18 protein-coding genes are annotated in these 20218 nt (G+C 56.7%); 5 read left to right on the forward strand and 13 right to left on the reverse strand.

Translation table 11 applies throughout. The annotated features are described in order from the left end of the window. Positions 1-17: 17 nt before the first annotated feature. The 5 genes from GGE09_RS09445 to GGE09_RS09465 form a co-directional block, all read right to left on the reverse strand. On the reverse strand, positions 18-1412 hold the full coding sequence (locus tag GGE09_RS09445) for a TolC family outer membrane protein (RefSeq protein ID WP_309745866.1): 1395 nt from the start codon (positions 1410-1412) through the stop codon (positions 18-20). Between the two features lie 49 nt (positions 1413-1461). Beyond that, a complete protein-coding gene (locus GGE09_RS09450) occupies positions 1462-2118 on the reverse strand; it encodes a protein-L-isoaspartate O-methyltransferase (protein WP_309745867.1) in 657 nt (218 codons plus the stop codon). A 91-nt stretch (positions 2119-2209) separates the two neighbouring features. Next, positions 2210-3307, reverse strand: a complete 1098-nt coding sequence (locus tag GGE09_RS09455) for a DUF2235 domain-containing protein (RefSeq protein ID WP_309745868.1) — start codon at positions 3305-3307, stop codon at positions 2210-2212. A gap of 24 nt (positions 3308-3331) precedes the next feature. After that, positions 3332-5626 (reverse strand): xanthine dehydrogenase family protein molybdopterin-binding subunit, encoded by a 2295-nt coding sequence (locus GGE09_RS09460; protein ID WP_309745869.1) that lies wholly within the window; start codon positions 5624-5626, stop codon positions 3332-3334. Between the two features lie 232 nt (positions 5627-5858). After that, the gene (locus tag GGE09_RS09465; protein ID WP_309745870.1) at positions 5859-7058 is read right to left on the reverse strand and encodes an aminotransferase class V-fold PLP-dependent enzyme; all 1200 of its coding nucleotides are present in this window, start codon (positions 7056-7058) and stop codon (positions 5859-5861) included. Between the two features lie 219 nt (positions 7059-7277). Here GGE09_RS09465 and GGE09_RS09470 point away from each other — a divergent pair, with 219 nt between their 5' ends. Beyond that, positions 7278-9149 (forward strand): ABC transporter ATP-binding protein, encoded by a 1872-nt coding sequence (locus GGE09_RS09470; RefSeq protein WP_309745871.1) that lies wholly within the window; start codon positions 7278-7280, stop codon positions 9147-9149. Between the two features lie 111 nt (positions 9150-9260). Here GGE09_RS09470 and GGE09_RS09475 read toward each other — a convergent pair whose 3' ends face one another. After that, positions 9261-9944: a TIGR04283 family arsenosugar biosynthesis glycosyltransferase gene (locus tag GGE09_RS09475; RefSeq protein ID WP_309745872.1), complete on the reverse strand. Its 684-nt coding sequence runs from the start codon at positions 9942-9944 to the stop codon at positions 9261-9263. A 97-nt stretch (positions 9945-10041) separates the two neighbouring features. Here GGE09_RS09475 and GGE09_RS09480 point away from each other — a divergent pair, with 97 nt between their 5' ends. After that, positions 10042-10797, forward strand: a complete 756-nt coding sequence (locus tag GGE09_RS09480) for a folate-binding protein (protein WP_309745873.1) — start codon at positions 10042-10044, stop codon at positions 10795-10797. 36 nt (positions 10798-10833) lie between these two features. Here GGE09_RS09480 and GGE09_RS09485 read toward each other — a convergent pair whose 3' ends face one another. After that, complete coding sequence (locus GGE09_RS09485) at positions 10834-11631, reverse strand: inositol monophosphatase family protein (protein WP_309745874.1); 798 nt, start codon at positions 11629-11631, stop codon at positions 10834-10836. 84 nt (positions 11632-11715) lie between these two features. Next, positions 11716-12648: a LysR family transcriptional regulator gene (locus GGE09_RS09490; protein WP_309745875.1), complete on the reverse strand. Its 933-nt coding sequence runs from the start codon at positions 12646-12648 to the stop codon at positions 11716-11718. 103 nt (positions 12649-12751) lie between these two features. Here GGE09_RS09490 and GGE09_RS09495 point away from each other — a divergent pair, with 103 nt between their 5' ends. Then, positions 12752-13624, forward strand: coding sequence for a methylenetetrahydrofolate reductase (locus tag GGE09_RS09495; protein WP_309745876.1), 873 nt, complete (start codon positions 12752-12754; stop codon positions 13622-13624). A 74-nt stretch (positions 13625-13698) separates the two neighbouring features. After that, positions 13699-14178 carry a PaaI family thioesterase gene (locus GGE09_RS09500; protein ID WP_309745877.1) on the forward strand — a complete coding sequence of 160 codons (480 nt, stop codon included), beginning with the start codon at positions 13699-13701 and terminating at the stop codon, positions 14176-14178. 39 nt (positions 14179-14217) lie between these two features. Here GGE09_RS09500 and GGE09_RS09505 read toward each other — a convergent pair whose 3' ends face one another. Together GGE09_RS09505 and GGE09_RS09510 are read right to left on the reverse strand one after the other, a co-directional pair. Continuing rightward, positions 14218-14949 carry a PhnD/SsuA/transferrin family substrate-binding protein gene (locus GGE09_RS09505; protein WP_309745878.1) on the reverse strand — a complete coding sequence of 244 codons (732 nt, stop codon included), beginning with the start codon at positions 14947-14949 and terminating at the stop codon, positions 14218-14220. Further along, positions 14946-15857 carry a fatty acid desaturase gene (locus GGE09_RS09510; protein ID WP_309745879.1) on the reverse strand — a complete coding sequence of 304 codons (912 nt, stop codon included), beginning with the start codon at positions 15855-15857 and terminating at the stop codon, positions 14946-14948. The genes GGE09_RS09505 and GGE09_RS09510 overlap by 4 nt, the downstream gene beginning before the upstream one ends. A gap of 119 nt (positions 15858-15976) precedes the next feature. Between GGE09_RS09510 and GGE09_RS09515 the strand changes: the two genes are divergently transcribed. Further along, positions 15977-16804 (forward strand): helix-turn-helix domain-containing protein, encoded by an 828-nt coding sequence (locus tag GGE09_RS09515; RefSeq protein ID WP_309745880.1) that lies wholly within the window; start codon positions 15977-15979, stop codon positions 16802-16804. Positions 16805-16853: 49 nt separating this feature from the next. Here GGE09_RS09515 and GGE09_RS09520 read toward each other — a convergent pair whose 3' ends face one another. The 3 genes from GGE09_RS09520 to GGE09_RS09530 are packed head-to-tail and all read right to left on the reverse strand — an operon-like array spanning position 16854 to position 20082. Next, a complete protein-coding gene (locus tag GGE09_RS09520; protein ID WP_309745881.1) occupies positions 16854-17426 on the reverse strand; it encodes a DUF3726 domain-containing protein in 573 nt (190 codons plus the stop codon). Then, entirely contained in the window at positions 17423-19105 is a 1683-nt protein-coding gene (locus tag GGE09_RS09525) for a hypothetical protein (protein ID WP_309745882.1), read from the reverse strand. The genes GGE09_RS09520 and GGE09_RS09525 overlap by 4 nt, the downstream gene beginning before the upstream one ends. Next, positions 19105-20082 carry a membrane dipeptidase gene (locus GGE09_RS09530; protein WP_309745883.1) on the reverse strand — a complete coding sequence of 326 codons (978 nt, stop codon included), beginning with the start codon at positions 20080-20082 and terminating at the stop codon, positions 19105-19107. Before GGE09_RS09530 ends, GGE09_RS09525 begins: the two co-directional genes overlap by 1 nt. Positions 20083-20218: the final 136 nt, after the last annotated feature.

The raw sequence follows: 20218 nt of genomic DNA on the forward strand, positions 1-20218 counted from the left end.
CAACTGCTGACTGGGGATCAGTTGCCGTTTCTTTTTTTCAGCTTTTCAAAGAGTTTGATACGTTTTTCCCCGAGAATGCCCAATTGCTGGCGATTGGATGCCGCAGCATTCACGTCCGGATTATAGATCGGAACCCCAAGGCCAAGGTGTTCTGCGGTCAGCAGGCCCATCTCGCCAAGCACTTGGTACTGGGCCACATATTGATCGCGGATCGCGGTGACCAATTGGGAACGTGCCGACAGCAGTTCCTGTTCCGCATCCAATGCATCAAGCGTGGTCCGCGCGCCAAGTTTTGCTTCCTCGGTGACGCCTTCAAAGGCGACTTGTGCCGCCCGCACCTGTTCGCGGTTGGACTGGATAGAGGCACTGGCCACCTGCCAGTTGGTATAGGCATCACGCAGGCCCTGACGGGTCAGATAGCCGGATTGCTGGACGTTGGACAAGGCTTGCTGCAACAGGGCCACATCGCGGCGGCGGTTGCTGTCCAGACGACCCCCTTGATACAGTGTCCACTGGCCCACGATGGCCGCACTTAGCTCATCGGTCAGCAGGTCTTTACCACCCGCACGCGCGCCAAAGTCATATCCCACCTGCCCACTGATATTGGGGTGGCGGTTTTTGGTAGTGGCTTTGGCAGTCAGTTCGGCCGCTTTGGCGTTGAACTGGGCTTGCATGATGCGGGGATGCTTGCGCATGGCGACCGCTTCGGCTTTGTCAGGCGAGTTTGGTAAAACCGGTGCCGCTGGCGGAGAACGCAAGTCCCGCGGCGGTGTGCCGACCACAGCCGTATAGCTGCTTTCCGAGCGTTCCAACGCGCCGCGATTGGCTTCGAGTTGGGACAGGGCGGCGGCCAGTCGTGCCTCGGCCTGTGCCACGTCGGTGCGGGTGACTTCGCCCACTTCAAAGCGGTCTTTGGCCGCGCGTACCTGTTCGCGCAGCACGCGCACGTTGTTTTGGGCCAGCCGGACGAATTGTTGGTCACGGCGTACATTCATAAAGGCCTGAACCGTGCTGAACAGGATGCCCTGTTCCACTTGGATCAAGGCCTGACGCCCCGCCAGAACAGCCATCCGCGCCGCATCCACAGTAAGGCGATCCGCGCCACCATCAAACAGTTGAATGGTCAGTTGTGTATTGTTGTTCCAGACCGTAGTTGGGTTGCGCACCGCGTTTGGAACATTGAAGTCTGTTTCACGGCTGACGCTTATGGTCTGGGTCAGGGTGGGCAGCAAACTGGCCCGCGCAGAAATCACGCCTTCATCTGTGGCCCGAAGAGCGGCTTGCTGTGCCAGAATTTGCGGGTTGGTCAGATAGGCCTGAACCAGAGCATCTGCCAATGTCGTCGCATGTGCGGGGATCGCAGCGGCGCTGAGCAGCACTGCAAACCCTGTTGATCTAAAGCGTTTCAGCATTCCACAATCCTAACTTTCACACATCCGATCAGTTCAGACGCGCTTGCACCTAACCAAAGGTGAATTCTATTTCTTTTCCAAACCCCGGCAAAATCGGGGCCGTTGCATCAAAAGCATTGCGCCAGTCGATGCCGCCGTCACGTTTGTAACCAATTTTACAGTGACCCGTGTTGCCAGATTGACGAATGGCGATAATACGGCCACCCGGTTTCAATTGGTCTGTGACGGTTGCTGGAATCTGTTCCGCAGCGCCTTGTAACATGATGACGCAATAGGGGCCGTGTTTGGCTGCACCCGCTGCCAGATCACCGTGCTGTACCATCACATTGTCCACACCGCTATGGGCCAACACCTCGGTGGCTTCGGCGGCCATAGACTCGTCGGATTCAACCGCAACAACAGCCTCGGCCATTTTGGCGATGACGGCGCTTGAATAACCCAGACCGCAGCCCAGATCGAGCACCAGTTCGCTGGGTTGGATATTGGCCAGATCCAGCATTTTGGCGAATGTGCGTGGGTCCAGCAGAACGCGGTTCGGGGCCAGTACGATATGTTCGCCCATATAGGCGACGCCGCGTTTGGCTGTGGGAACAAATTCCTCACGCTCGACGGTCAACAAAGCGTCGATAATCGGATATTTTGTGACGTCTGACGGGCGGACCTGACAGTCTACCATTGTTGTACGGGCGGCTGAGAAATCGGTCATGGCAAAACCTTCGTGCTGGGTATGCTAACTTTTGAATCGTTTAGTGCCACAATCAAACGGTGGCCGCAACTCGCTGATTGCGAAAAGCCGGTTATGCGTTTGAAGCTGTTGCTGTTGTGTTATAGGGGGTTAGCGGCACGGATGCCCCTGTGGACATATGCATGGCCTCGCCCGGTTTTTCACCCAGTTTGCGCGGGGCGCGCAACAAAAAGAATTTACCGATGCCCGCGCGGGCCCCCACAGGGGGGGCATTTCCATCGCAGGGAAAGCGGGATTTCCAGCCCTCGGGCAGGGTCAGCCCGTGACTTTCAGCCTTTTCGCACATCCAGACCAGTGGAATATTGGCCAGCGGGCGTGCCGCACTGTAGCGATAGACATGACCGCCCACATCCGCATGGGCACCGCGAAACCAGACCTGTTCCAGATGGCCGTTCCAGCCCGGTTCAATATCCCACATGGCAGGAGCATAGGCGTTGCGGTCTTCATCCAGTGCCAAGGCGTGATAGCCCGCTTTGACCGATCCCCCAAGGGTGGTTGTGTGAAATTCGGTCGCCATCGGTGCCAAATGGGTCAGCAGCGGGTATTGAATGCCCAGTGCCTTGACCGTGTCCCACACACCGATCATTTCAATCGGTACGTCGTTGTGGCAGTGGATCGACCTGAACGTGGAGCGGGCGTCTTTGCCTGCTTGGGATTCATACAGACGAAACGCAAAGCGCAGGTTGCTTTTGGTGACATTGGCGCGGCGGATCAGCCCCACGGTGCCGATCATCCCCGCGATCGAGCGCACCGCATACGCCCCCCGCGAATAGCCGAACAGGAAAATCCGGTCGCCAGGGCGATAGTTTTCCGCAAGCTGGGTATAGCCGTCGAAAATCAACTGGTTGATGCCCCAGCCCGATGCAATTGTCACCCAATTGCGAAAGCCATGGCCCTGAATGCCGGGGTGATACCACAGGGACGTGCTGGCGGGATCATAGGTTTCCTGCAGCAGTTTATAGAGCAACCCCGCATTGGTTTCCTCGCCTTGGTCAAGGCGGCTTTGGGTGCCGTCAATAATCACGATATGATTGCGCGGTTGGCGATTGGGGTGGGGCGGCAGGGCTTGCTTGCGCGAAAACCGCAACGTCGATTTCAGTCGTGCGGTTATCTTGCGCCAAAGCGGTTCTGTGCCGGTGTTACCTGTCATTTTAAGGCCGTCATGTCTGTGCCGTCACTTCGCCTCTTGTAGCCATGTCCACATGCGCAGTGGCGTGACGGGCATATCCACCTGATGGATGCCCTTATCCCAAACCGCATCCTGCACTGCGTTCATTACAGCCGCCAGTGCGCCAACGGTGCCCGCTTCGCCGCATCCCTTCATGCCAATTTCATTGGCGGTGGAGGGCACCAGTTCGGCGTGAAAATCCATGTGCGGCACATCGGTGGCACGCGGCATGCCGTAATCCATGAAACTGCCCGTCAATAACTGGCCAGTTTCATCATAAACCGCGTTTTCGGTGATGGCTTGGCCGATGCCCTGCACCACGCCGCCGTGGACCTGACCCTCGGCCAGCATGGGGTTAATTAGCAAGCCAAAGTCATCGACAATGGTGTATTTCACCACCTGCGTGTGGCCTGTTTGCGGGTCGATTTCCACCTCGCAGTAATGCGCACCATTGGGATAGCTGCGCGCGGGCAGATCATATTGCACGGATTGATCCAACAGATCGTTCAGCCCTTTTTCCTGCGCTTTCACAACAACTTGGGGCAGGGTGATGCGGCGATCTGTGCCCAGAATGATGAACGCACCATCTTCAAAAGCCACGTCTTGCGGGTGGACTTCCAATTCATCGCTGGCCAGCGGTTTCAGCGTGTCGATCACCAGATCCGATGTCTTATAGATCGAGTTCCCTTGCATGGTCACAGACCGAGACCCGCCCGTGCCGCCCCCCGTGGGGATTGCGTCGCTGTCCCCTTGGATGATGCGCACTTTGGCTGGATCCCAGCCGGTTTTTTCACAGACCAGCTGGGTATAGGCGGTTTCATGGCCCTGACCGTTGCTTTGCGTGCCCACATACAGGTTCAACTGCCCGTCTTTGGCAAATTCGATGCGGGTGGTTTCCTGTGGTGCGCCAAGGATGCTTTCGATGTAATAACACAGGCCCAGCCCGCGCAATTTGCCCCTTTGCGCGCTGTCAGCCTTGCGTGCGGCAAACCCGGTAAGGTCGGCTTCGGTTTCGGCCCGTGTCAGCACACGCTCAAAATCACCCACATCGTACAATTCGCCCGCAGCGGTTTTATAGGGCATCTGATCGGAGCGGATAAAGCTTTTGCGCCGCAGCTCGGACGGGTCCATTTCAAACTGCCGTGCGGCGTGGTCCATCAGACGTTCCAACACATAAATCGCCTCGGGGCGTCCGGCACCGCGATAGGCATCCACGGGGGTGGTGTTGGTATAAACACCGCGCACCCCGAAATAGGCGGTCTGCACGTCATAAACCCCTGGAAACACCTTTAGCGCCAGTTCGGATTGGATGTTTTGGCCAAACCCCGAACTATAAGCCCCAAGGTTGGACACTGCATTCACCCGAAGGGCGACCATTTTGTAGTTGGCGTCAAAGGCGGCTTCCGCATCGGAATAAAGATCACGACAGGCATTGTCTGTCAGCATGGATTCGCTGCGATCAGGCGTCCAGCGCACCGCTTTGCCCAGCGATTTCGCCGCAAAGGACGCCAGCAGATATTCCGGATAGGCATGTACCTTCATCCCGAACCCGCCGCCCACATCAGGGTTGGTCACGCGGATGGTTTCAGGTGCCACATCAAACGAGGCCGCAAGATGCCGTTTCACCCCCCAGACCCCTTGGCCCGAAAAACACAGGTGCAATTTATCGCCGTCCATTTCCGCATAACAGGCGCGGGATTCCATGGAATTGCAGATCACACGGTTGGATTGTACGCGCAGCTTGACCCGATGGGCGGCGGATTGAAAGGCGGCCTCGGTGGCATCGGCGTCGCCGTGGCCCCAGTCATAGGCCAGATTGTTCGGGGCCTCGGGGTGAATTTCTGCCCCCTCAAAGCCCAGATCCATTGACGTGGGCAGATCGTCGTAATCCACATCTATCAGTTCTGCCGCATCGCGGGCCTGCGCCAATGTGTCGGCGATAATAATGGCGATAGCCTCGCCTGCGAAACGCACACGGTTGATGGCAAGTGCAGGACGATGAGGCGTGACCGCGGTTTGGCCATCGCGGTTTTTCACAGGAATGGCGGCCATTTTATTGTCCATCACCCCGTCCAGATCAGCGGCCACATAGACAGCGTGAACGCCCTGCGCGGCTTTTGCATCGGCAGTGTCGATGCCGGTCAAATCCGCGTGGGCCATTTGCGCGCGCAGCACATACATATGCAGCGATCCCGCAGGGGCGATGTCATCGGTATACCGCCCATGGCCGGTAAGCAGGCGCACGTCCTCGACGCGGGATGCGGATTGGGAAATGCCGAATTTGGTGATGGGAGTGTTCATTCAAGCCTGCCTTCAAGTGAAACGCGTTGCGCCAAGGGTATTCCTTATTGCGGGGACGTCTAGGGGAAAGGGCATAAAACGGGGCGGGTTTTTGGGATAAAATTGGGTGCGGCGCGGCGCTTACCCCTGTGAAACCGCCCGCGGCCTGTTGGCTTTAGCACCTTTGGCAGGGGATTACCCGCCAAAGGCTGATTGGTCCGAACGTTGTGTCCGGTCGATGTTGTGGTGCTGCTTAGGCCTTAAAATGACCTGCAACCACCGCGCTGGCAGCATCCATTGCGCCCGCCCCGTGGGGAATGTTCAGCGCTTTCATCCCTGTGTCCAAAGTCCCGAGCGCCCCAAGCAGCATAATCGGGTTCAAATGCCCCATATGGGCAATCCGGAACACACTGTCCCAACCTGGCTGGCCTTCTTCGGCAAAGCCAAGCCCGATGCCCAGTGTCAACCCCGCCTGATGTTCACACCAATGACGCAGGCGGCCGCATTCGTCATTTTTGGAACGCACAGTGGTCACCGCACGGGAGCGTTTGGCAGGGTCGGTGATGTTCAGGGACAGACAGCCCCAAGCCTCTACAGCGGCCCAAACGGCGCGGGCAAAGGTGTCATGGCGCGCCCAAGCGTTGGTGATACCTTCTTCATGGACCAAAATGTTCAGCGCTTCGCGCAGGCCGAACAGGTGATGGGTCGGGGCGGTGCCTCCGAACTGTTGATAGAACCGCTCTGGGTGCGCGCGCGGATGCCAATCCCAATAATTTGTCACCAGATCGGCAGATTTCTGGGCGGCCTCGGCCTTGTCATTGAAAAACACAAAGGACAGACCGGCAGGGGTCATCAGGCCTTTCTGGCACCCCGTCACCATCACATCCACACCCCAAGCGTCCATTTCATGGCGGTCACACCCCAGCGAGGCGATGCAATCCACAAAGAACAGCGCAGGGTGGTTTGCCGCATCAATGGCTTTGCGCAGGGCAGGGATATTGTTTTGAACAGACGAGGCCGTGTCGGTTTGCACCGTAAACACGCCTTTGAATTCGTGGGATGTGTCTGCCTTCAACCGCTCTGTCAGGCGATCCGCATCGGCATCCGCCTGATTGCCAAAGTCCATCACCTCTACTTCGATGCCCGTGCGTTTGGCTACATCCGCCCAGCCTTGACCAAAGCGGCCCGTGACCAGCACTAGAATTTTATCGCCCCGCGAACAGGTGTTTGCCAGTGCAGCCTCCCATGCGCCATGACCGTTGGCGATATAGATCGCCGCGTTATGACTGGTTTGCGCTACGGTTTTCAGATCGGGATACAGGCTGGCAGTCAGCTCGATCAGCTCTCCGGCGTAGATATTGGGCGAGGGACGGTGCATCGCATTCAACACACGTTCGGGAATAACAGAGGGACCAGGGATCGAAAGTTGGGCGCGGCCAAAGTTTAACGACATGGGAGGGCTTTCAGAAAGTGGAATTGGCACAAGACCTATCCCTGCCGATTGGGAAGGTCAAAAGCAAATTCACCCCTGCTGTTGTCGTCCGAGGGGGCGTATCGCGCCATTGGCTGTGGGGTGCAAATTTCGCGGGATAACTGCGGGGCATGGACAGCAGGGGTGCAGATGGTACAAGGTCGGCCCGCAGGCCTCGTGCCGCAACATGCAAAGGTCTCTATGAGCGACGTAGAAACACCCCACCTGAATGCCCGGGCCGCCTATGGCCGCCTGTGGCGCGAATGGCTGGCCCCCCACTGGCACAAAATGATGGTCGCATTCGGCTTTATGCTGATTGTTGCACTGTCCACCGCGGGCTATGCGAAATTTATGGAATGGGTCATTTCCGCACTGGAACATAAAGACCCCACGGTAATCTGGTGGGGACCGCTTGGCATTATCGGGCTGACCTTTAGCAAAGGTGTTGGCCATTACCTGCAACAAGTGGTGCAGAACAATGTGCTAAGCCGTGTGCAGGCGGATATGCAGAAACATATGTACGACCGTCTGGTCTATATGGATCTGGCCTTTCTGCTGGCGGAAGCCCCCGCAGCCCTTGCGGCGCGGTTCTCGGCGGATATCGAACTGGTGCGCCAGGCTTCTATTGTGGTGTTCGGATCCGTGCGTGATATTCTGACGCTGGTGGCCGCGATTATTGTGATGCTGTCTATTGATTGGGCCATGGCCATCGGTCTGGTGCTGGTCTTTGCGCTGGCTTTCGGGCCGATAGGTATTGCAGGCGCACGGATTCGCCGGATTTCATCCAGCACCCAAAGCGAAATTGCCCATATGACCGAGGCCGTGAATGAAGGCCTGACAGGGATTCGCATGGTGCGCACCTATCAGTTGGAAGAATGGCTGAAGAAAACTTCGGATGATGTGTTCGACAAACTGCAAGTTTTGCGGGTGTCTTTGGTGAAATGGCAGGCCCTGATCACCCCGATGATCGAGGTTCTTGCAGGCATTGCCATTGCGGTACTGTTGCTGCTTGTAGCCCTGCGTATGCAAAGCGGTGCCATTGATCTGGCAGGATTTATCGGCTTGATCACCGCGCTGGGCGTGGCCACCAATCCCGCCCGCAAACTGGGTGGGGCCTATGCTGTGGGTCTGCAAGGCATGGCCGCCCTTGAAAGGGTCTATGCGCTGTTTGACGCCAAAAACGATATTGCAGATGGCACTTTTACCTATGCGGATGGGGTTAAACCCAGGGGTGAAATCGAATTCAGGGATGTCAGCTTTGTCTATCCCGATGGATATGCCGCGCTGCATGACATCAACCTGACCATAGAAGCTGGTCAAACCTATGCGTTCGTGGGCCGCTCTGGGGCAGGGAAATCGACGGTTTTCAACCTGTTGCCCCGTCTGTTTGACGCCACCAAAGGCAGTATTCTGATCGACGGGGTCGAATTGACCGACCATCAACTGGGATCCTTGCGCAATCAGATTTCTGTGGTCAGTCAGGACAGTATCCTGCTGTCTGGAACCGTGCTGGAAAACATCGGCTTCGGGCGCGAAGGCGCCACCCTAGAGGCCTGTATCGCTGCAGCCAAAGCGGCGGCGGCGGATGAATTCATCTCGGCTTTGCCAGACGGGTATAACACGCGGATTGACCCATCCAAATCCAGCTTTTCAGGCGGCGAGCGACAACGCCTGTCTATAGCGCGGGCCATGCTGCGCGATGCGCCAATCCTGCTGCTGGACGAGCCGACTTCGGCTCTTGATGCCCAATCCGAAGCCGCGATTCGCCAAGGTCTGGATGCTTTGTCCAAAGGCCGTACCACATTGGTGATCGCCCACCGTCTGGCTACGATTTTGGATGCGGATCAGATTGTGGTGATGGATAAGGGGCGCATTGTGGATCAAGGCACCCATGAAGAGCTGTTAAAACGCGGCGGCATCTATGCGGATCTGTTCAACTTGCAATTTGACATGAAAGCCGAACACAGCACACGCAAGCGGGGGCGGTCTTTTGCAGGGCGCAAACGCAAGCGGGGTTTGTTGGAAATGGTCAGCCGGTTTGTCAGCTTGGGGCATAACAACGACCACCTGTAGGGTGCGGATTCACTCTTGGGCCTGTGATTTAGAAGGCGTGGTTTAGGGGGCTTTGCCCCCACTGCGCTTGTGCGCATTCACCCCCGGATATTTTTCAAACAAAAAGGCTTTTTAGCGTTTGGTGTAGCGCTGGGCCAGTTTTTCGGGTGGGGTTCCCAGAAAATATAGGGCGAGCGTGGTCAGGTTTCTTGTGCCGCGTTTCATCCAGCCTTCAGAAGTGTAGCGGGCAGCGCTTGTGGTGGCTGTGGCGGGCAGGGCGGTAAGGTTCCGGCGCAGTTTGCGGGCTATGGCAACATCCTCCATCAGGGGGATTTCGGGGTAGCCGCCAATTTTTGTGTAATGGGATGTTTTGATCAGCAGGCCTTGGTCGCCGTAAGGCAGGGCGAATAGACGCGCGCGCAGGTTGGCCCATGCTGCGACCAATCGCGGGGCAGTGCTTTTGGCATCAAAACGCAACTGGAAATACGCCGCATTTTGCGAGGTTTCTATGTGGTGGCGCAGGATTTTCGGCCAGTCGGCAGATAAAACTGTGTCGGCATGCACGAACAGCAGCCAGCCGGTTTTTGCGGTTTTTGCAGCGGCGGCAAGCTGGGTGCCGCGTCCCTGTGGGGACACAACCAGTTCCGCGCCAATGTCATCTGCGACCCGCTCAATTCCGTCGGTCGAACCGCCATCGGCAAAAATAACCTGATGGATCAATCCTGCTTCAACCCCCAGATACAGGCTGGCCACAGTTGGGCCAAGCTGGTCGGCGCAGTTCAAGGTTGGCAGGATGACGGTCAGGGGCGCTGGCATGGGGTGTTCGGCAATGGGTTCTGGTCATGGCTGGGTCTGCGGGCTACATAAACTGTTGAACGCCATTGTGCGACAAGAATTCAAGGATGTAGCTGTTATGACCGAGGGAACGCGTCAGGTTTTGCGGATTACCGGATCGGATCGACACCGGTTTCTGAATGATCTGGTTACAAATGACTTAAAAGGGCTGGAGCAGGGGCTGGTTTATGCCGCGCTTTTGACTCCGCAGGGCAAATACCTGTTCGACTTTTTCCTGTCAGAGGACGGGGATGGGTATCTGCTAGATGTGGATGCAGGGCGGGCTGCGGCCCTGATGCAGCGGTTAAACATGTACAAATTGCGGGCAGATGTGGCGATAGCAGATACGGAAGTATACGTGCATCGCGGTGTTGGCACCCTGCCTGATGGGGCATTCGCCGATCCGCGTCATACGGCGCTGGGGTGGCGAGCCTATAAATCTACGCCGCAGGCAGAAGATACGGTGGATTGGGACGCCCTGCGGGTGCAACATTGTGTGCCCCAAACGGATGTAGAACTGATCGCTGACAGCTCGTTCATTCTGGAATGTGGCTTTGAACGGCTGCACGGAGTGGATTTCCGCAAAGGATGCTACGTGGGGCAGGAAGTGACCGCGCGGATGAAGCACAAGACCGAGTTGCGCAAAGGTCTGGCCACGGTTGCTGTTTCGGGCGCGGTCCCTGTTGGAACCGAACTGACTTGCGATGGTAAAGCTGTTGGTACGTTGTTCACACAGGCTGACGGGCCAGCGGGCAGGCAGGGCATAGCCTATCTGCGGTTTGACCGAGTCAAAGGGGAAATGCAGGCGGGCGACGCGCGGGCCTCCCTGTTATAACACGCAAGTCGGCGGGGGTTCCCCGCCAGACGCGGTTTATTTCTTTTCGTTGCGCACCAGTTTGGCGAAGCGGTCAAACACCTGATCGTTGGATGCAATGATCGACCCGTCTACAATCGGGTTGCCGTCTTTGGTGATGCTTTCGACAAAGCCGCCAGCCTCTTTGACCAGCAGGATGCCTGCGGCCATATCCCAAGCGTTCAGTTTGCGTTCCCAGAACCCGTCGTAGCGCCCCGCTGCCACATAGGCCAGATCCAGCGCTGCAGCGCCCCAGCGGCGTACACCCGCACAGCCCGGAAGGATGCGTGCAAGGTCTTGCAGCGTATCTGGCAAATCTGCGCGGCCGCCAAACGGCAGGCCGGTTGAAAAGATCATTTCAATCATTTCACGACGACCCGATACACGCAAACGGCGGTCGTTCAACCACGCGCCTGCGCCTTTTTCAGCGGCAAACAGTTCTTCGCCCGCAGGATTGAAAATCACAGCGGCGACGATTTCGCCTTTGTGCTCTAACGCAATGGAAATCGCCCAATGGGGCAGGCCGTGAAGGAAGTTGGTGGTGCCGTCCAGCGGGTCAACAATCCAGCGGCGGGTCGGGTCTTCGCCTGCGATCTCTTTGCTTTCTTCGGCCATCCAACCATAATTCGGGCGGGCCTCCATCAGGTCTTCCTTCAGGATTTCTTCGGCTTTTAGATCGGCGCGGGATACAAAATCACCAGGGCCTTTGGCACTGACTTGCAGGTGTTCCACCTCGCCAAAATCGCGCATCAGGGATCGGGCTGCCCGACGGGCGGCTTTGATCATAATGTTCATATTTGCAGACATTTGCGTCATGGGAAGCATCCTTGGTGGTGGAATGCTGCTGTTTATGCCCTGACTTTGGCCTTGCCAAGGGGATTCGGACGCAGCAGGCGGATTCTAGACGCTGGCTTGGTTAACCGATCCGTCTGGGGCGCCGTCATCCGATTGGCGATCCCGTGTGATCATCACGAAATCCCGCATGTAGCCATTGTCCACTTCGCTACTTCGGATCGCGGCATACAGGCGTCGGGTCAGGCCGTTCTGCGTGATCGGGCGGGCGACGAAATCATGGCCGTATTTTTCTTCGGCGATCACCCAGTCGGGCAGAACACTGACACCGCGTCCCGATGCCACAAGCAACATAATCACGGCTGTGAGTTCCACTTGGCGGATGGATTTGGGTTCAACCCGCGCGGGGGTTAACAGTTGGGTAAAGGCATCAAGGCGGGATTTTTCCACAGGATAGGTGATCAGAACCTCATTGCGAAAATCCTCGGCCTCGACAAATTCTTTCTGCGCAAGCGGGTGGGTGCGCGCGCAGACAAAGGTTGGTGCATAATCAAAAAGCGGAATGAATTCAACGCCGTCTATGGTTTCCGGGTCCGCCGAAACCACCAAATCCACTTCTTCCCGTTGCAAGGCTGGTAGCGCGTCAAAGGCAAGTCCGGGGCGGATGTCTACATCCACATTGGGCCAGATCTGGCGAAAGTCTTCTAGCACGGGGAACAGCCACTCAAAACAGGCATGGCATTCAATGGCAATATGCATGCGGCCAGCCTTGCCTGTAATCAGTTCCGAAAAATCCTGCTCCAGCGCGTCGATCTGGGGCAGCACCTTATCTGCCAGTTGCAATAATTTATGCCCCGCTTTGGACAGTTTTAACGGTTTTGAGCGGCGCAGGAACAGTTCCATCCCCACCTGTTCTTCCAAGGCTTTGATCTGGTGGGACAGGGCGGATTGGGTGACGTTCAGCACTTCGGCTGCGCGGGCCAGACCGCCTTGTTGATGAATGGCGCGGATTGAACGGAGATGGCGAAATTCGAGATACATGACAGCCTACATGAATGATCCGCGTTATTATTATTAGAAATATGAATTTGCTTCAAGTTGGAAACCAGTGTCTGTGGGGGTAACACAACTGAAAGCGCCAGCCATGACCAAAGATTTCGACCTCTCCTTTGAATTCTTCCCGCCCAAAACGCTCGCGGCCAGCTTCCGGCTGTGGTCTGCGGTTGAAACGCTGCGGGTGTTTGACCCTGATTTCGTGTCCATCACTTACGGGGCCGGTGGGTCCACGCGCGATCTGACCTGCTCTGCGGCGGGTGTGATAACCAAAAACTACGGTCTGCCCGTTGCGGGCCATCTGACCTGTGTAAATGCAACCCGCGAAGAAACCTTGTCTGTGGCCCGTGGCTATGCGGCCAAAGGCGTGCGCCGTGTTGTGGCACTGCGCGGGGATGCACCTGATGGCGCTGACAAATTCGAACCAGTAAAAGACGGGTTCTCTGGGTCAGTCGAGTTGGTCAAAGCGCTGTCGGATCTGGGTGGATTTGACATTGCGGTCGGGGCTTATCCGAACCTGCACCCTGATGCCACAAGTGACACATCGGATGTGGATCACCTGAAAGCCAAATTCGATGCGGGTGCGGATCGCGCCATCACCCAGTTTTTCTTTGAGGTTGAGGATTTCCTGCGCTTTCGCGACCGTTGTGTTGCCGCTGGCATCACACAACCGATTATTCCAGGCGTGCTGCCGATCGAAAACTGGGCCAAAACCAAGAAATTCGCCGCCCCTTGTGCGATCCCGATTCCCTATTGGCTGGAAGAAGGCTTTCGCCACGCCGAAGCAGGCGGCACAGAGCGTTTGTTTGCAACCGCCCTGTGTTCCGAAGCCTGCGACACGCTGTTGCGCGAAGGGGCCAGCGGATTGCACTTTTACACGCTGAACGACCCGACGCTAAGCGCCGATGTCTGCCGCGCATTGGGAAGAACGCCGCGTCATTTGGAACTGCAAGCCAGCGCATAACCCATTTGCCTGCTTGAAGACGATAGCATCAAGGCTCTACGGTTCGGCACGTCCAAACTGGAGAGCCTTTTGCCATGCGTGACCTGAAATTTGCCGTAACCCCTGATGATCTGCCCGGCCCTGAACAGGCGGAGTGGACAGGGTTGGAATACTTGCAAAAAACCCTGATGGGAGAGGTCGCAGCCCCGCCAATCGCGGGTCTGATGAACTTTCGTCTGGAAGCGGTTGAGCCGGGCCGCGCCACCTTTCGCGGCATCCCGAAATTCGCAGCATTTAACCCTGGTGGTACGCTGCATGGCGGCTGGTACGGGGCCATTCTGGACAGCGCAATGGCCTGTGCGATCATGTCAAAGGCGGGCAAAGGCCAAACCTATACCACGCTGGAATATAAGGTGAATATCGTGCGCCCCGTCCCCGAGGGCATGGAAATAGAAGTCATCAGCGCCGCCAGTCATGTGGGGCGCACCACAGGCGTCGCGGATGCGGAATTACGCGGGGTTGTGGATGGGAAGCTCTACGCTACAGGCTCCACCACTTGTATGCGGGTGGGGTGAATTTGGATATTTAAACCAAAAAGAGGCTGGGGGGCAGCATTAGGCTGCGAAGGAGCCCAGTTCGACCAGTGTTTCGGTCATCACGGCTTTAAGCCCGTCTTCGATTTTGGGGCTACAGACATAGGGCAGGCCTTTGCGGGCTTGGGTCCAGCCGATCACATGGACCTTTTTCACAGCGGGGTCGTGGCCCTGTAACATGGCCCATGTGCGGCAGTCGATTGCGGCAACATCGGCTTTGCCTTCGGCCACCATCTGAACCGAATGGCGGTGGCTGCCGGAATGTTCACCGTGGCTGTAAAACGCTTTGCGCTGGCCGGTGGCTGCGGCCATATCAGCGGTGATCGACAAATAGCCAGACAGCGAGGCGCGGTCATTAAAGGCCAGCCGTTTGCCCGCCAGTTTTTCCACTGGAATCTGCCCTTTGCGGTCTGCGGGGGGGGCGGTGTTGATGCCCCGTCCAGTGGCGATTATGGCGGATCGGTAAAGCGGGCCTTGGCCCCCTAAAAAGGCTGAAAAATCCGGTTGCGCCAGAATGTGCAGGTCAGGGGATTGCCCGCAGGAAATAGGCCCCCAGCAGGTTTGCGAAAACAGTAGGCGGGGGTGGGCCAGCAAAGCCTCGGCGTCGTGATCGTTTTCCGGGCGGTAGAAATCCACCAGTGGATCAACGCCCCGTTTGTGCAATCCGGACTGGATACTCTGCCAAAAGGCATCGGTTTCTGCCCTGAATTCAGGCAGATCATACATGGGCAATGCTGCGCGGTATCGGGTCACTCTGCCTCCTTGCTTCGATGCCAGGTGGGATGGACAACGGGTTCTTTCGCTATCAGAGCATAGGCGCGAAACAATTTCCAGTAGTTTGGATAGACATAGTCGTGATTCATCTGGTGCCAAAGTGCTTTGTCGCGGGTGTAAAGTGCGGGCAGATTGTACCATGGGATGGTTGGGTTCTTGTGGTGAACAAGGTGTAGGTTGTTGTTTAGGAACAATAAACTGAGCGGGGATTTTTCGACAATGATGGTGCGGCCTTCAGGGGTTTCATGCCATTGGTGTTCGGCAAAAGTGCGCAGCGATATTATTGCGGCCCCGCCCCAACAGGCGGTGATCAGGTACAGCCAGACTGGAATCTGGAACAAAAACACAATGCAGCCAAGGATCGGGATCAGGCCGATAGCGTGTAATATCCACGCCTGACGGGCAGCTTTATCCCCAGTGCGGATAAGCGCGTAATCACCAGCCAACAGGGCAAGTGTTGACATCGGAGGCCCGATCACCAACCGCCCCAAAAGCGTGTTTGACCAGCCGAGCACCCGTTGCAACCATTTTGGCAGCCCGTCGTAATACCAAAGCGCGCGGTAATAGCTTTCGGGATCGTCGAAAGGGTCGGTCAGGCGGTCATCCGCGTGGTGACGCAAGTGCATGGTGCGATAGCGGCGAAACGGCCAGATCAGCCCGGGGTTCGCTGTAACCAGCAATTCATTCACCCAGCCGCTGCGGGTCGGGTGGCCGTGCAGGGCTTCATGGACCAGTGAAGAGTGTAAAGCGTTGAGAATCGCCATCAACAATAATGCGATGGCGGGGGCATAGGGGAAAACCAGCCAGCCGATACAGACCCAAAGGGAGTAGGTGGTTAGGATCAGGGCCAGTGTCGGCCATTCGATGCGTAATTTTGAAAATCTCAAGCTTATACCTCACGTTTGTGTGGAATTTCTATGGCAGTAGCGTGTCAGCAGGCAATGTGAGTATTGTAACAAAGCAAGAGTTATGTTGTTTTTTGTAAACAAACGTGGTGAAATGAAACATGGATCGTAGAGAGACTTCGGATATTTTTCGGGACCGTTTGGCCCGGTTGCAAAGCCAAAGTGGCCTGCGGCAATCGGCTTTTGCGGCGCAATTGGGGATTGATCGCTCTGCCTTGTCGCAACTGCTGAGCGGGGCAGGGGCCCGGTTGCCCCGCGCAGATACGCTTGTGGCGCTGGCGGAAACCCATCAGGTCTCGGTGGATTGGCTGCTTGGCCTATCCGAGGATCAAGGGGTTGTGTCGGAAACCCGCGCCATGCTGGAGATTTCCAGCGGCGCGGATAATCTGGACCAGACCCCCCTTGTGCAATGGCATGAAGAGGCGCGGGGCACCAAAATCCGCTATGTGCCCGCAGGTCTGCCCGATCTGCTGCGTGACGGGGCCATAGTGCAATACGAACATCGCAACACCCCGGTTCTGGATGCCAGTCAACGGCAGCAAGACGGCTATCGCCGCAGCTATGCCCGATTGCCGGAAACCGATATGGAAGTGGCTATGCCACTGCAAACCTTGCAGAGTTTTGCCGCAGGGCATGGAATATGGGCGGGATTGTCAGTGGCGCAGCGCCGTGGGCAGTTGGCGCATATGGAACAATTGTTGCGCGAATTATACCCCGGATTCCGCCTGTATCTGTTTGACGGCAGCAAGCGGTTTTCCATGGCATATACGATTTTCGGGCATCAGCGGGTGGCGATCTATGCGGGGGAGATTTATTTGGTTTTGAACGGACGGGCGACCATCCAGACCATGGTTGGCCATTTTGACAATCTGGTCCGCGCAGCCGAAGTTCACGCTCATGAGGTCGCGGATTTTGTAGCTGCGTTATGAACGTTGCTGGCCTGCGCCTCCGGCGGGGATATTTTTAGAAAATGGAGTGTTAGTCGGCGTCCGTTAAACCCGCACCAGCCCCTGATTGGCGCGAGGATTCGGTGGCAGGGGCGTAGGTGCGACTGGCAAAACGGGTCAGCGTGGTCCAAGCGGCTTCAGAGGCGACGCGGCGGGGGGCAGGGTGCAGGCGTTGGCCTTTAGGTGCGGCTGGCCGAAGGGTAAAGACATCAGTGTTTGGCTGGTCTTCCGCCTGATAAAGGTCGGTGGGTGTGGCATAAAACACTGCGGATTTCAGGGTGATACGGTAAGATTTTCCGGTGATTTTAGGCAGATCGGCTGCAATAAAAAGCAGCAGTTCGGGACTGGTGAGCGTTTCGAATACAATTGGCGTTTTGGGTTGGCTGTCGCAGAGATGCGCACCCAGATGTAGGGGGCAATCCCCTGATATTTTGCCAGACTCTTTGGCCTTTAACAGTTCAGCCAAGGCGGTGATGCTGTCAAACCCAAAGGCCCAAGCGGTTGCGGTAGCGCGGCTTGCGTCCTCGGACAAACCCCAGCTGTAACCCACGCCAGTACAGGCTTTTCGCGCCAATGCGCTGACCTCGTTCAAAGACGGGATCATGCGCAGACCTGTTGCGGAAAAAACCAGTCATCGCCGCTTTGGGCCAATGTGTCGGGGTAGGGGGCATCGGCAAACATGTTGATCCGCACCCAACGATCAGAGCGCGGATCAAAGTGTTTTGCGCCGAAAAAGGACAGTTTCAGGCGCAGCATATCAATGGGCAGCATGGTCGCGCAGATGGTGTTGTCGCGGATTTCGGCATAGGGGTAGCGGGCGGCAATCTGGACACGGCGCAGCGCGTGGCGGTGTTCAGGGTGGCTGCGCAGGATTTCAGAGGTATTGGTGTTTTTGCTATAACCTTCAAGGCATTGCGCAAGTCGCATCACATCGCGCAAGGGGCAGAGGGGTTGTTCATAATCAGCGATATCGGCTTCAACGAAGCGTTCGCCAAGGCGGGGTTCCTGCTTTTCGGCGGACACATACCAGACCCGCGCGCTGTTGCTTTCCTCCTGCCAATCCAGTTCCTCTGCCCAGCCGTAAATTTGCGCAATCTGTCCTAGCAACCGACCCACTGTGGCGGTGCCATCTATCTGGCTTCCCGTGGTTTCATCCGCCGCCAATGTGTCGGCAAGATCATCCACCAGTTCCGGGTGACATTCGATCAGTAGCGAGACCACCAATTCGCACCCCTCAATCGAAAACCGCTTTTCAGCGAAGCAATAAACCGCGTTCCACGACACAACCGGCCCCGCTTTCAACAGGGTGTTCAACGCGTTAATATCTGCTTTTAGGGCGGCAAGTTTTTCCAGCTGTATCGGGTGATCCGACCGCCACAGCTGCAAATTCAAGTCGGCGCGGTGAACCAGCGCGGTGAAACGGTCCTGATCGGTTTGTGTGAATTTTGGCAGGTTGCGCACACGGGCCAATGCCCGTTCCTTTGCGGTGATCCAGTTGTTCAGTAGGATCGGGTGGTTCAACAGAAAAGGCGCCATGCCAAGGCCGGTAGAATTGCCGATGCCAAAGCTGCGTCGCAGGGTAGGATCAAGCGGGACAGCGCGCGCGCCGCCCTTGCAGCGGGCCATATGTTCCACCAGATCCATAACGAAAATGCGGGTCAGGTAAACGCTGAGCATTTCGCATTGAAACGGGGCTTGGAATTCGGGGCGGTCTTCAACGTCTTGGCGGTCTGCGGCACCGAATTTTCCTGATCCATAGACGGCCGTGGTGCGCATCAGGTAACCGACCTCGGCAACTTTGGCGGGGTCGGGTTGCTGGCCTGCGGCAAGCGCGTCTACCACATGGGACCACAGGCGCACGGATCGGTTGGCGCGGCTTAGGGACAGTTCGGATTGGGAAATCCGGCCTGCTTCTTGTAAAGGTACGTTTTGGGCTAGTCTAACCCTGTCTTCGGCGGAAGGGATGCCATCAAACAACGTAAATGTGCAATCCCAAGCCTGTGCAATTACCCGATCTGATCGCTGATTATCTGGCAAGTCATGGGCAAATGCCACCAGCGAATAAGCCCGATCTGGTGTGTGAACCGTATAGACCGCCTGACCCACGCCGAGGTGATCTATAGAAAATTCAGTCACCGAAAACCGCCAGTTTTCCCGCTGCATCCGCCGCATCAATATCCGCATAAAAGACAGACGGTGTGCATGGGCCGACCCCATTCGCGCCAGTTTCATCACCTGATCCGGCGGGCGCATGGGGATCTGATCACACAGCGGGTCTTGCATCACTGGGGGCCGAAATTTTCGGTGAAAAACCGATGCCAGTTGTCACCCATGATGCCGTCCACCTCGGTCGCGTTCAGGCCTGTGGCGCGCAGTCCGTCGCGGATGTTTCCAAAGTCACGGTTGTCGTTGAACCACTCGGGCATCGGGGGGAATCCCGCGTTGTCTTTGGACCCTTCACCGTAGTCGATTTCTTTGGACCATCGGCCCACGCGCATCCATTCCACCACGCTGTCAGGCTGGTCCTGGCACAGATCAGACCCAAGCCCCAAATGCGCGGCGCCATATTTTTCCGCGGTGCGGGCGATCATTTCGCAAAACATCTGCAAACTGCAATCGCCTTTGTCTTTCAAGTGATGGGGGTACATGGAAAACCCCAGCATGCCGCCATTGCCAGTGACCGCGCGGATCACGGATTCCCGTTTGTTGCGCAAGGCAGGTTGCCAGTCATGGGGGTTGGCGTGGGAAATCACGATAGGGCGTTCGGAAATATCAGCCGCGTCGATGGTAGATCGGTCGGCAGAGTGGCTCATGTCGATGACCATACCCACACGGTTCATTTCCTTGATCACCTGCTTTCCCATACGGGTGATGCCCGCATCTTCTGACTCGTAACAGCCGGTGGCCAGCAGGGATTGGTTGTTATAGGTCAACTGCATGAAGCGCGCGCCAAGGCTGTGCAGGATTTGCACAAGGCCGATATCATCCTCAATCGGGGCGGGGTTTTGAAATCCGAAAAATATAGCCGTGCGGCCTGTTTCGCGGGCTTTATCCACGTCGGACCCCCATTTTCCGTGGAAAATCAGATCTGGAAACTGTTCAAACCAACGATTCCACTGTTCCATGTTCAGCACGGTTTCGCGGAAATTTTCATGATACGAGATGGTCACATGCACCGCATCCACACCCCCTGCACGCATCTGGCGGAAGATTTTTTCAGACCAATTGGCATATTGCAGGCCGTCAATCAGGAAGGGCATGGGAACTCCGATGTTGGTGTTTACCCGCAGATTGGCACTTGCGGTGTTGGGCTGTAAACAAACTTGTCGGGGTGGATTTGGCGGGAAAATGGCCGCGCGCGTAACTGCCTGGAGGATGCTGTGAAAGCACGTGGAC

This window comes from Roseobacter sp. N2S, from assembly GCF_031454055.1.
Lineage (GTDB): Bacteria > Pseudomonadota > Alphaproteobacteria > Rhodobacterales > Rhodobacteraceae > Amylibacter.